This window comes from Serratia sp. 2723 (genome assembly GCF_050434425.1).
Lineage (GTDB): Bacteria > Pseudomonadota > Gammaproteobacteria > Enterobacterales > Enterobacteriaceae > Chania.
Genome location: NZ_JBNDIN010000007.1, coordinates 233,535 through 245,546, shown reverse-complemented (window position 1 = coordinate 245,546; position 12,012 = coordinate 233,535). Strand labels below are relative to the sequence as shown.

The 12,012-nt window shown below is 55.5% G+C and carries 10 protein-coding genes and 1 pseudogene; 9 read left to right on the top strand and 2 right to left on the bottom strand.

What is annotated here, in order from left to right:
- Positions 1-295 precede the first annotated feature (295 nt).
- From ABIE29_RS13425 to ABIE29_RS13385, 9 genes and pseudogenes are all read left to right on the top strand, one after another.
- Complete coding sequence (locus ABIE29_RS13425) at positions 296-1,414, top strand: branched-chain amino acid ABC transporter substrate-binding protein (protein ID WP_429619263.1); 1,119 nt, start codon at positions 296-298, stop codon at positions 1,412-1,414.
- A 105-nt stretch (positions 1,415-1,519) separates the two neighbouring features.
- The gene (locus ABIE29_RS13420; protein ID WP_021180268.1) at positions 1,520-2,434 is read left to right on the top strand and encodes an ABC transporter permease subunit; all 915 of its coding nucleotides are present in this window, start codon (positions 1,520-1,522) and stop codon (positions 2,432-2,434) included.
- Positions 2,435-2,442: 8 nt separating this feature from the next.
- Positions 2,443-3,729 carry a high-affinity branched-chain amino acid ABC transporter permease LivM gene (gene livM, locus ABIE29_RS13415; RefSeq protein WP_429619262.1) on the top strand — a complete coding sequence of 429 codons (1,287 nt, stop codon included), beginning with the start codon at positions 2,443-2,445 and terminating at the stop codon, positions 3,727-3,729.
- Complete coding sequence (locus ABIE29_RS13410; RefSeq protein WP_429619261.1) at positions 3,726-4,601, top strand: ABC transporter ATP-binding protein; 876 nt, start codon at positions 3,726-3,728, stop codon at positions 4,599-4,601. The genes livM and ABIE29_RS13410 overlap by 4 nt, the downstream gene beginning before the upstream one ends.
- The gene (locus ABIE29_RS13405) at positions 4,598-5,314 is read left to right on the top strand and encodes an ABC transporter ATP-binding protein (protein ID WP_429619260.1); all 717 of its coding nucleotides are present in this window, start codon (positions 4,598-4,600) and stop codon (positions 5,312-5,314) included. The genes ABIE29_RS13410 and ABIE29_RS13405 overlap by 4 nt, the downstream gene beginning before the upstream one ends.
- Before the next feature lie 221 nt (positions 5,315-5,535).
- On the top strand, positions 5,536-6,723 hold the full coding sequence (locus ABIE29_RS13400; protein ID WP_429619259.1) for a sugar transporter: 1,188 nt from the start codon (positions 5,536-5,538) through the stop codon (positions 6,721-6,723).
- 138 nt (positions 6,724-6,861) lie between these two features.
- A pseudogene (locus ABIE29_RS13395) lies at positions 6,862-6,939 on the top strand (transcriptional regulator); the annotation flags it as partial.
- A gap of 143 nt (positions 6,940-7,082) precedes the next feature.
- A complete protein-coding gene (locus ABIE29_RS13390) occupies positions 7,083-7,943 on the top strand; it encodes an aldo/keto reductase family oxidoreductase (protein ID WP_429619258.1) in 861 nt (286 codons plus the stop codon).
- A gap of 249 nt (positions 7,944-8,192) precedes the next feature.
- Positions 8,193-9,395, top strand: coding sequence for a Bcr/CflA family multidrug efflux MFS transporter (locus ABIE29_RS13385; protein ID WP_429619257.1), 1,203 nt, complete (start codon positions 8,193-8,195; stop codon positions 9,393-9,395).
- 72 nt (positions 9,396-9,467) lie between these two features.
- On the opposite strand, the gene ABIE29_RS13380 is transcribed toward ABIE29_RS13385, so the two are convergent.
- Positions 9,468-10,412 (bottom strand): p-hydroxyphenylacetate 3-hydroxylase reductase component, encoded by a 945-nt coding sequence (locus ABIE29_RS13380; RefSeq protein WP_429619256.1) that lies wholly within the window; start codon positions 10,410-10,412, stop codon positions 9,468-9,470.
- Positions 10,413-10,432: 20 nt separating this feature from the next.
- On the bottom strand, positions 10,433-11,602 hold the full coding sequence (locus tag ABIE29_RS13375; RefSeq protein WP_429619255.1) for a p-hydroxyphenylacetate 3-hydroxylase oxygenase component: 1,170 nt from the start codon (positions 11,600-11,602) through the stop codon (positions 10,433-10,435).
- Between the last annotated feature and the right edge of the window lie 410 nt (positions 11,603-12,012).

The window sequence follows — 12,012 nt, the reverse complement described above, 5'->3', positions numbered from 1 at the left end:
GTTTCTTTTCTAACGCTCGTTGCCTGCCAAAACCAGTGAGCCTCCTCATTTTTACGGCTGAGATGTCAGCAAATCGGTTCGATTTTTGTATGCGCCGTCACAATGGCTAGATTTTTGCTTGGTTAAACGCGGGTAAATCGGTTGCGCTCTCGCGCAAATTATTTTCCCCGACTACACATAAAGTGACTGCTCCACGTCATTTACCCGTCGTCCTGCAACTGCCGCCGTTATTGGCTGCAATTTGCAACTGGCCGGGTCTACGGTGTTTCGCCAAAACAGTGCTGAGGAATGCAAAATGTCATTGAAATTGCTAAAAACCCCGCTTGCTGCTCTGCTTATTGGTTGTTTTAGTACGGCTTTTTCTGCACATGCCGATATCGTGATTGGCGTTGCCGGGCCATTCTCCGGCCCCAATGCCACCTATGGGGATCAATACTGGCGTGGGGCCTCGCAGGCTGTCGCAGACATCAATGCGGCCGGGGGGATTAAAGGGGAAAAAATCAAGCTGGTGCAAGGCGATGATGCTTGTGAACCCAAGCAGGCAGTCTCGGTAGCCAACCGCCTGGTCGATCAGGATCACGTCGCTGCCGTGGTCGGACACTTCTGCTCGTCTTCCACCATGCCCGCTTCGGAGGTGTATGACGAAGCCGGGATTATTGCCATCACACCCGGCTCCACCAACCCGCAAATCACCGAACGTGGCATGAATAACATGTTCCGCATGTGTGGCCGCGACGATCAGCAAGGGGTCATCGCCACCAACTACATGCTGGATACCCTGAAGGCGAAAAAGATTGCCGTCATTCATGATAAGGACACCTACGGCCAGGGGCTGGCAGATGCCGCCAAGGCAGAGATGAACAAACGTGGCGTGAAGGAAGTGATGTACGAAGGGCTGTCGCGCGGTGAGAAAGACTTTAACGCCCTGGTGACCAAGATCGCCTCGGTTAATCCAGACGTGGTGTACTTCGGCGGCTGCCATCCAGAGGCGGGTCCGCTGGTGCGCCAGATGCGTGAGCAAGGGGTGAAAGCCAAATTCTTCTCCGGCGACTGTGTTGTTACCGAAGAACTGGTGACGGCGGCCGGTGGGCCGCAGTACACCACCGGCGTGCTGATGACCTTCGGTAACGATCCGCGTCAGATCCCTGAGGGGAAAGCGGTGATTGCCAAGTTCCGCGCCAGCGGATTTGAGCCAGAAGGGTACACGCTGTACTCCTACGCATCGATCCAGGCCATCGCCGCCGCGTTCAATGCCACTGGCGGTAAAGACAGTGCCAAAGCCAGCGAATGGCTGAAGTCTCACGATGTGGATACCGTGATGGGGAAAAAAGCCTGGGATAAAAAAGGTGACCTGAAGGTATCAGACTACGTGGTCTACCAATGGGATGACAAAGGCAAATATCACCAGCTCTGATGTAAAGATCAACGGATCCGTGCGTATGGCGGATCCGTTCCTTAACCTCCTTTGGGCCGCGTGGTGCTGAACTTGCGGCCCGTCCATCAGGTGAGATTGCTTATTATGGATGTATTCTTCCTGCAACAGCTGATTAACGGCCTGACCCTTGGCGCGGTGTACGGCCTGATCGCCATCGGCTACACCATGGTGTACGGCATTATTGGCATGATCAACTTCGCCCACGGCGAGGTGTATATGATTTCTGCCTATCTGTGTGCGATTGGCCTGGCACTGCTCTCTTTCTTTGGTCTGCACTCTTTCCCGCTGTTGATCCTGGGCACCCTGGTTTTCACCATCGTGGTCACTGGTGTTTATGGTTGGGTGATCGAACGTATTGCTTATAAACCGCTGCGCAACTCTACGCGTCTGGCTCCGCTGATTTCTGCCATCGGTATGTCGTTGATCCTGCAAAACTATGCGCAGATCAGCCAAGGGCCGCGTCAGCAGGGGATCCCCACGCTGCTGGACGGCGTTTTTCGGCTCAATTTTGATGGCGGAGTGATCCAGATCACCTACACCAAGGTATTTATTCTGGTGGCCGCGCTATTGGGCATGGCGGTGCTTACCTACGTGATCCAACGTACGCGTCTGGGGCGTATCTGCCGGGCTACGCAACAGGATCGCAAGATGGCATCGATACTCGGCATCAATACCGACCGGGTGATCTCGCTGGTGTTTGTGATCGGCGCGGCGATGGCCGGGCTGGCGGGGGTGCTGGTCACCATGAACTACGGCACCTTCGATTTTTACGTGGGCTTTATTATCGGCGTCAAAGCTTTCACCGCAGCGGTGCTGGGGGGTATTGGCTCATTGCCAGGCGCGATGCTCGGAGGTCTGTTGCTTGGAGTTGCAGAGGCACAGTTCGCCGGTATGGTGAACTCGGATTACAAGGATGTGTTTTCATTCGGTCTGCTGGTGGTGATCCTGATTTTCCGCCCTCAGGGCCTGCTGGGGCGGCCAATGGTCGCTAAGGTGTGAGGGAAACTATGTCTCAATCCACAGTTCATCAAGGGCTGAGTATTAAACGCAGCCTGTTGGATGCCGTTCTCGCGGGCCTGATCGCGCTGATTGTGTTTGGCCCGATCGTCGGCATCGTGCTGGACGGCTACAGTTTCAACTTTGAGCCACGCCGCCTGGTGGTGATCATTGCGGTAGTGATGGCGGGGCGCTTGTTGCTCAGCCTGTTTTTGCAAACGCCGTTGGGGAGCAGGGTGTCGGCGCGTTTTGAGGGTGGCAATGACGGTGTTTATGTTCGGCCAGTCGGAGCTGGAACGAGCCTGCGTTGGATCTTGCCTCTGCTGGCGGTGTTGGCACTGTTGTTCCCGTTTATGGCAACCAAATACCTGCTGACCGTGGCGATCCTCGGCCTGATTTATGTGTTGTTAGGGCTGGGATTGAACATTGTGGTGGGGCTGGCCGGGCTGCTCGATCTGGGTTACGTGGCGTTTTATGCCATTGGTGCCTACGGCCTGGCGCTGGGCTATCAGTATTTGGGCCTGGGCTTTTGGGCGATGCTGCCGTTAGGAGCGTTAATGGCGGCGTTAGCCGGTGCGTTGCTGGGGTTCCCGGTGCTGCGTATGCACGGTGACTATCTGGCGATTGTGACGCTGGGCTTTGGTGAGATTATCCGCCTGGTGCTGAATAACTGGGTGTCGTTGACCGGCGGGCCAAACGGCGTTTCGGTTCCTGCTCCCACGCTGTTCGGCCTGGAGTTTGGCCGTCGGGCCAAGGAAGGGGGAGTTCCAATCCACGAGTTTCTCGGTATTACCTATAACCCCAACCTGAAGTTTATCTTCATCTACGCGGTATTGTGCCTGGTGGTGTTGCTGGTGCTGTTCGTCAAACATCGGCTGACGCGGATGCCGATAGGGCGGGCGTGGGAAGCGCTGCGCGAAGATGAAATCGCCTGCCGTTCACTCGGGTTGAATCATGTGCTGGTCAAACTCTCGGCGTTTATGATGGGGGCTTCTACCGCGGGGATTGCCGGGGTGTTCTTCGCTACCTATCAAGGGTTCGTCAATCCTACCTCATTCACCTTTTTTGAATCGGCGCTGATCCTGGCGATCGTGGTGTTGGGGGGAATGGGATCGACTATCGGCGTCGTGCTGGCCGCTTTTGTGCTGACGGTGGCTCCGGAACTGCTGCGCAGCTTTGCCGAATATCGAGTATTGCTGTTTGGCGTGTTGATGGTGTTGATGATGATCTGGCGGCCACGTGGCCTGGTGCGTATCAGCCGTAGCAGCTTTACGCCACGCAAGGGGGTAGCACCATGAGCGATGCCATTTTGCGCGTTGAACATTTGATGATGCACTTCGGCGGCATCAAAGCGCTGAACGATGTGAATCTGGAAGTGGAACGTGGGTCGATCACTGCGTTGATCGGCCCGAACGGCGCAGGGAAAACCACGGTGTTCAACTGCCTGACGGGTTTTTACCGTGCCAGCGGCGGGGCGATCCTGCTCAATACCCACAAACGACCCATTGATGTGATCCGTATCCTCGGGCAGAAATTCCGCGCAGGAGATTGGATTAACCCCGTGCAGCTGGGGTCGCGCCTGTACTACAAAATGTTTGGTGGCACTCACTTGGTGAACCGTGCCGGGCTGGCTCGCACCTTCCAGAATATCCGCCTGTTCCGTGAGATGTCGGTGGTGGAGAACCTGCTGGTGGCGCAACACCGTTTGAGTAACCGCAACCTGATTGCTGGCGTGCTCAATACGCCTGCCTATCGCCGGGCAGAGAATGATGCGCTGGATCGCGCATTTTACTGGCTGGAGGTGGTCGAGTTGGTGGACTGCGCCAACCGGCTGGCGGGGGAGATGTCTTATGGTCAGCAGCGGCGGCTGGAGATTGCCCGCGCGATGTGTACCACCCCGGAAATGATCTGCCTGGACGAACCTGCCGCCGGGCTGAACCCGGTGGAAACCGCGACCCTGAGCAGGATCATCCGCTTTCTGCGCCAGCATCATGATATTACGGTGTTGCTGATCGAACATGATATGGGAATGGTGATGGAGATTTCCGACCGAGTGATTGTGCTGGATCACGGCAATGTGATCGCCGAGGGAACGCCGCACGAAATCCAACACAATGACAGCGTGATCGCCGCTTATCTGGGCGCAGACGAAGAGGAGCTGGCGGGATGAGCGAGATGATGCTGGAATTTCGCGAGGTGGATGTGCATTACGGTCCGATCCAGGCGTTGCAACAGGTTTCGTTGCAGGTCAGGCAAGGGGAAACCGTGGCGTTGATCGGGGCCAACGGGGCGGGGAAATCCACCTTGCTGATGTCAATCTTCGGCCAACCCCGCATCAGCGGTGGGCAGATCCTGTTTCAGGGCACGGATATCAGTCAGCGGTCAACGCATTTTGTGGCCAGCAGTGGGATCGCGCAGGCCCCGGAAGGGCGGCGGATTTTCCCCGACATGAGCGTAGAGGAAAATCTGCTGATGGGCACCATCACCCTCGGCAGCCGCTATGCCGCTGAAGATATGCAACGGATGTATGAACTGTTTCCGCGCCTGAAAGAGCGGCGTAACCAGCGGGCGATGACCATGTCCGGTGGCGAGCAGCAAATGCTGGCAATAGCCCGCGCGCTGATGAGTCGGCCAAAGCTGCTGTTGCTGGATGAGCCGAGTCTGGGGCTGGCACCGATCATCGTCAAACAGATCTTCAGCATCCTGCGGGAGCTGGCTAACGGCGGCATGACGATTTTCCTGGTGGAGCAAAACGCCAATCACGCGTTGAAGCTGTCCGACCGGGGCTATGTGATGGTCAATGGGCAAATCCGCCTGAGCGGCAGCGGCGCGGAGCTTCTGAGCAATCAGGAGGTGAGAAAGGCTTATTTGGGCGGCGTATAAAAACAAGCGTCTCGGAAAGGAGAGAGGGTTGTTCCGGCACAGCGGTCAGGCTCAGGAGTTAATTGGTGGCACGTTAAGCGCCCTCTCCCTTTGGGAGAGTTGGGGTGAGGGGCGACTATGGTTGAAAAAACAGCGCTATAAAAATGTGATGTAGATCGCGTTTTAGTTGCAGGTTGGTTAAAATGGCGCTACTGCCAGCCCCTGTTCCGGAACACCTTACAATGGATGAAATCAGCACTTCCCGCTCGACCGCCTGGATGCGCGTGGTCGTCTTGGCCATTTCGGCATTTATCTTTAATACCACCGAATTTATCCCGGTCGGGTTATTGAGCGATATTGCCCAAAGTTTTGAGATGCAAACCGAGCAGGTGGGGCTGATCATCACCATTTATGCCTGGATCGTTGCCACGATGTCGCTGGTCTGTATGTTGCTGACCAGCAAGATTGAGCGGCGTAAGCTGCTGATCGGGGTATTTATCCTGTTTATTGCCAGCCATGTGCTTACTGCGGTGGCCTGGAACTTTACCACCTTGGTGATCTCGCGTGCCGGTGTGGCGCTGGCGCACTCGGTGTTCTGGTCGATCACTGCGTCATTGGCCATTCGTGTCGCACCCGCAGGCAAGAAGGCACAGGCGCTTAGCATGCTGGCGGGGGGAACCGCGCTGGCGATGGTGCTGGGCTTACCGTTAGGGCGAGTGGTAGGGCAACTGCTGGGCTGGCGGATGACGTTTATTGGCATCGCCGTGTGCGCCACCCTGGCGTTGGTGATGCTGTGGCGCTTGCTGCCGGTGCTGAAAAGCGAGCATTCCGGTTCACTGGCCAGCGTTCCCCTGCTGTTCAAACGCCCGGAGCTGGTCAGCCTGTATATGTTGACCATCATCGTGGTGACGGCGCACTTTACTGCTTACAGCTACATCGAGCCCTTTATCCAGACCGTGGCCGGATTATCCGCCAATTTTACCACCTTGATGCTGCTGCTGTTTGGCGCTGCGGGTATTGTCGGCAGCCTGCTGTTCAGCCGCTACAGCGAACGTTTCCCGTCGGGTTTCTTCATGGGGGCAATTGGTATGCTGGCCCTCAGCCTGTTATTGCTGTTGCCCGCCTCCGGTAATGAAACGACTCTGACGTTGCTATGTGTGGTTTGGGGCATGGCCATCATGGCGATTGGTCTTTCAATGCAGGCGAAAGTGCTAAGTTTGGCACCGGATGCGACCGATGTCTCGATGGCGATCTTCTCCGGGTTGTATAACTTTGGTATCGGCGGTGGGGCGTTGCTGGGCAACCAGGTCAGCCTGCATCTGGGAATGCCAAACATTGGCTTCGTCGGTGCGCCGCTGGCCCTGATCGCCCTCGGCTGGTGTGTATTGAGTTTCTACCGCAGCGAACGCTTCCAGCACCATCGGGCCTGATAGCTCGGGCAAACACCTTGTAGGGGCGTAGTATGCTGCGCCCTTTTGTAATCAATGGGTTACATTTTTAAGCCAAGTTAATTTGTCCAATCCACGCCTTTCCTGCCCAAGTGCAAAACTCGCCGTACTTCCCTGAGCTACTTTGAGGCCGCAGGGGGCAAACTGCGTCTGGATATAGAGCTGCCGGATGGTTCTCACTATGGGTTTGTTATTTAATCAACTGGCCCGATGATTCAGCCCTAAATCAATTGTGCATCGGTTTGAGCGCTGTAGCTTGCCAGGCTACGGGTATATATTGTTTGCCTATCATCGGTAACAGCAGCGTCTGAACTTTGCGCCATCTTATTAGGAGTTTGATTATGTCCAGCACTCATCTGTCAGGTACTTTTACGCTCGGCACGCATACCGTCAAGCGGCTAGGCTATGGTGCCATGCAGCTCGCCGGGCCGGGGGTTTTCGGTCCGCCGAAGGATCCTGAAGCGGCCATCGCGGTACTGCGTGAAGTGATTGCCAGCGGGGTCAACCATATCGATACCAGCGATTTTTATGGTCCGCATTACACCAATCAAATCATTCGCCAGGCGCTGCACCCTTATGCCGACGATCTGGTCATTGTCACCAAGATCGGCGCTCGCCGCGATGAGCAAGGCGCATGGTTGCCTGCGTTTTCTCCGGCGGAGCTGATCCAGGCCGTGCATGACAATCTGCGTAATCTGGGGTTGGACGTGCTCGATGTGGTCAATCTGCGCTGCATGTTTGATGCGCACCACCCGGCAGAAGGGTCGCTTGAAGAGCCGCTCTCCGTATTAGCCGAGCTACAACAGCAGGGGCTGGTACGCCATATCGGCCTGAGCAATGTCACCTCGGCTCAGGTTGCGCAAGGGCAGAAGATTTGTGAAATTGTCTGCGTACAGAATAATTACAACCTGGCACACCGAGCTGACGACGCGCTGATCGACGAACTGGCTGGCAAGGGGATTGCCTACGTGCCGTTCTTCCCGCTGGGTGGATTCACGCCGTTGCAGTCTACGACGTTGTCAGAAGTTGCGCAGCAGGTGGGGGCCTCGCCTATGCAGGTGGCTCTTGCCTGGTTGCTGCAGCGTTCAGCAAACATTCTGCTAATCCCAGGGACATCTTCCCTGATCCATCTGAAAGAGAATCTCGCCGTAGACCAACTCCAACTGCCGAGTGATGCTATCGCGAAGCTGGATGCGATGTAAGGCAACCCGGCAAAAGCCACCTCTGCGGGAACTTTGGGTTCCCGCTTGAAATACACCTTCCCCAGTATTAACAGCCCTCTGCGCATCAATACCATTAATCTATTAATAAAATCCATTATTGCCATAACAATCAAAATTGATGTCTTAAAATGTGTCCATTTCATAAGATGATGGTTAATATATTAACAAATAATCACCAAGACTCACGTCCACAGCCGCTGAGGCGTTATTGATGATAAAGGAGCCGCTATGCCATCTGCCTTTGCTAACCGACCGCCACGCTGGCTGATCCCGCTATTGGGATCGCTGGTGGCTTTTGGCCCGCTGTCGATTGATATGTATCTTCCTGCGTTACCCGCAATGGGGCAGCAACTACATGCCACACAGGGGCAGATGCAGCACTCATTGGGAGCATTTTTCGCCGGTTTTTGCATCGGCATGCTGCTATATGGACCGCTTAGCGATCGGCTAGGCAGGCGAAAGCTGCTGTTGAGCGGCATGCTGCTGTTCGTGATTGCCAGCGTGCTATGTACGCAAGTCACTCAGGTTGAGCAACTGGTGGTGCTGCGTGCGTTACAGGCGTTTGGCAGCGGGGCCGCCGTGGTGATGGCGCGCGCCATCGTCAGGGATGTTTATGCCTCGGATGAGCTGCCCAGAGTCTTATCGCTAATGACGCTGGTTACCATGATTGCGCCGCTGTTGGCACCGCTGTTGGGCGGAGCTTTGCTGACGGTCTTCAACTGGCAAGCCATCTTCATGCTGTTGGCGGTGGTGGGCTGTATCAGCGGGTTATTGGTGTTCTGGGTACTGCCGGAGACGTTAAAGACTTCGCCAGGGCAGCCCGGCAGCATCCTGAAGGCGTTTCACAACTATTGCCTGTTGGTCCGGGACAGAGAAGCGATGGGCATTATTGCTACCCTGGCGTTTTCCTTCGCGGGCATGTTTGCCTTTATCAGCGGTTCTCCCTTTGTCTACATCAGCTATTTTCAGGTGCCCGCCCAGTATTACGGGTTGCTGTTTGGCTGCAACGTCATTGGCATGATTGCCGTGCTGCTGCTGAACGTGCGGATGCTGAAGGTCTACAGCCTGCCGCGTTTATTGATGATACAAAGCAGTGCCCAGGTGCTGTTCGGCCTGTTGCTGCTGGTGTTCCATCAGCAGAGCCTGTCCATCCTGGTGATTCTGGTGGTGCTGTTTATGTCACTGGTGAATGCTATTGGCACCAATAGCCTGTCGTTACTGCTGCAACAGCGTGGCCAACAGGCTGGAAGTGCCAGCGCCCTGGCGATCTCATTGCAGTTTGGCATGGGGGCATTGGCAAGCCTGGCGGTGTCCTGGTTACAGGATGATACGCCGTTTGCCATGACGCTGGTGATGGCCGTCTGCGCGGCGTTAGGTTGGGTAGGGCAGCGGATGTCTGTAGCGCGAATAGGTTCCCGGCTGCATGAGTAGGTAGGATGCGGTGGGGAGGTTTTCATGCGCATTGCCGTTGCCGACAATGCGCATGAGGTTTACCGAGCAAACTCACTGGCTATTGGCAATAATACCGCGCAACAGCTTCTTCAAAATGCCCACTTCGTCTGCCGTGAAGGCGGACAGGACCTGCTCTTGCTGTTTGGCAGCAATATCTCTCAGCACGCTGGCCTGGCGTTCTCCTGCCTCGGTCAAGTGATGGCCATTATCGGTGCTGGACACCAGACCTTTACGGTACAGCGCTTCCTGCGCCTCTTCGATTTCTCTGGTTGGCATCGCCATTTCTGCCAGCAGGCAAGCCTTATCAAGGCAGGCATCGCTGTCCAACACCAGCAGCATTCTGGCCTCGCTGGCCCGCAACCCGGTGGAGAGTTGCTTGGGCTGGTAGCTGCTTTGATAGCTGCGTAGCGCCTGGGTGAGCAAATAGAAGACGTTGTTATTCAAGCGTTCCTGCCTGGCGCTGCCCACTGCGTTCTGTGCAACGCGCTCTGCCACCTGCGGGTAAGGCAGCACCATGGAATAGGATCCCTGGTGATACACCAGTGGTGCGCGGCCCAGATCGTCAAACGCTACCACTTTACCAATCAGGATCCAGTGGTCACCGCCGTCAACCTGCTGATACTTCTCACACTGAAAGCGTGCGGCACAGTCGGTAAGCAAAGGCACGTCACCCGCGCCGACCTCCACCTCAATCCCGGCAAATTTATCCTCGCTGGGGCGGGCGAAACGATTGGAGATATCCATCTGATCGGCGGCCAGCACATTAATGGCGAAGTGGCTGGCTTGCTCAAAGATCGCGTAGCTGCCGGAGCGTTTATCAATGCTCCACAATACCAACGGCGGATCCAGTGATACCGAGTTAAAACTGTTGGCCGTGACTCCCACGCGGGTGCCATCTGCTGTTGCTGCTGTCACTACCGTCACCCCGGTAGCGAAGTTGCCCAGCGCACGCCTGAATGCGCGGGGATCCAGGGCTGGTTCTGTGTGATGTGTCATTCAATAGGAACTCCTGCTCGTTATACCATCGTCGGATCGGGTTCTAACCCCATCAACTCGCGGCCTAATATCTGTGCACAGACATCGTAATCGGTATAGGCGTGTGCCCCGGTCATATGAGCGTCGCGGAATAGGCGCTGGATCTCATTGCTCTCCATCCAGCTGGTTGCCCCTGCGGCGCTGAATAAACGATCAACCGATTCGATGCACATTTTGACCGCGTAGGCCTGGTTGGTGCGCCAGAACGTCAACGTTTGGTGAGAAGGATATTGATGCCGGCGGCCGTGTTCGGCATGTTCCTGCCAGGTTTTTTCCAAAAAGGCGCGAGCGGCAGCAACCTGATGGGTGGACTCCGCCAGACGCATCAGCGCTGGGGTGGCCGTCCCCACGCTGGCTCCGGTATAGGCTCGCACGCGGTTTTGGGTTTTTTCTTTAAAGGCGACCAGCATACGCTCCGCTACGCCAAGGCTGATGGCGGCAAAACCGCAGGCAAAATAAGGGCGATAGGGCGCGTAGAAGATATTACTGTCTGGGTAGAGGCCGAAACCCGCAGAGCGTCCGTGCATCATATCCTGAGCGGCTTCAATACGGTGGTTCGGCACGAAGGCATTTTTTATGACCAGCGTTTTGGAACCGCTGCCGCGCATGCCAACCGCAAACCAGTCATCACGAATTTCGTAATCGCTACGTGGGATCACGCCAAAGCTGTAGAGCAGTTCGCCTTCGGCGTTTTTGCGGCGAAAGCCGACAATCGCCCATTCGGCATGGTCACAACCGCTGCTCCAGCCCATTTCGCCGCTCAGATAAACGCCGCCCTCGGCTTCCTCAATACGGCCAAACGGGGCAATACTACTGCTGGCGGTGGCGTCTGGATTATCTCCCCAGATCTCTTGTTGCAGTTTGGGTGAAAACATCGCTATCTGATGGCTATGGGTGCATAGCAGGCTGAAAGCCCACGCCGTTCCGCCGCAGGCTCCGGCCAGTGCGGCGACGCAGTCGGTGAATTCTGGCAGGGAGATTTCCAGGCCGCCGAATTTTTTCGGTTGGAACACCCGGTGCATACCTATGCTTTTTAACAAACGGATATTCTCATCCGGTACTTTTCGTTCGCTTTCCGCCTGTGCGGCGTTGGCAGCGATAAGTGGCAGAATGGGCAGTAATTTTTCCAGCATCGGGTTGCTAGTTTTCATCAGTTGGTTCCCTCGGTAGGGGTGGGCGTGGGATGAGTATGGGGGAAGGTTGTTTTAAAGGAATGTAACATTCAGGTAAAAAATTGTACTTTTCATGTTAAATGTTGAGGGTGTGATCCGGCGACGGGTTCTGAGGGGTTAGGCGTGAGGCTCTTGGTTAGCCAATTGATGTACATTGGCTGAAATTGCATAAATATTATTCACTCTTGCGTTGAGTTATTGATTGCATTACTACGCAATATTTACATTAGAAATCGGTATAAGACGTGGTTTTACCCCATGGGGATACTGGGGGGAGGGCTGTTTACGGCGGGTGGATGTTTTTTGGTCGATTTGGGTGATTGGTAAGGTGATATTCTCTGGTAATATTGTTTTCAGGAGGAGAGTGTAAATATTAGTATCCGGTCTAC

Bases quoted from the DNA above. Each gene is read 5' to 3' on its own strand.
- ABIE29_RS13405 (WP_429619260.1), top strand. From the start codon at position 4,598: ATGAGCGAGATGATGCTGGAATTTCGCGAGGTGGATGTGCATTACGGT.
- ABIE29_RS13410 (WP_429619261.1), top strand. From the start codon at position 3,726: ATGAGCGATGCCATTTTGCGCGTTGAACATTTGATGATGCACTTCGGC.
- ABIE29_RS13380 (WP_429619256.1), bottom strand. From the start codon at position 10,412: ATGACACATCACACAGAACCAGCCCTGGATCCCCGCGCATTCAGGCGT.
- ABIE29_RS13400 (WP_429619259.1), top strand. From the start codon at position 5,536: ATGGATGAAATCAGCACTTCCCGCTCGACCGCCTGGATGCGCGTGGTC.
- ABIE29_RS13385 (WP_429619257.1), top strand. From the start codon at position 8,193: ATGCCATCTGCCTTTGCTAACCGACCGCCACGCTGGCTGATCCCGCTA.
- ABIE29_RS13425 (WP_429619263.1), top strand. From the start codon at position 296: ATGTCATTGAAATTGCTAAAAACCCCGCTTGCTGCTCTGCTTATTGGT.
- ABIE29_RS13375 (WP_429619255.1), bottom strand. From the start codon at position 11,602: ATGAAAACTAGCAACCCGATGCTGGAAAAATTACTGCCCATTCTGCCA.
- livM (WP_429619262.1), top strand. From the start codon at position 2,443: ATGTCTCAATCCACAGTTCATCAAGGGCTGAGTATTAAACGCAGCCTG.
- ABIE29_RS13420 (WP_021180268.1), top strand. From the start codon at position 1,520: ATGGATGTATTCTTCCTGCAACAGCTGATTAACGGCCTGACCCTTGGC.
- ABIE29_RS13390 (WP_429619258.1), top strand. From the start codon at position 7,083: ATGTCCAGCACTCATCTGTCAGGTACTTTTACGCTCGGCACGCATACC.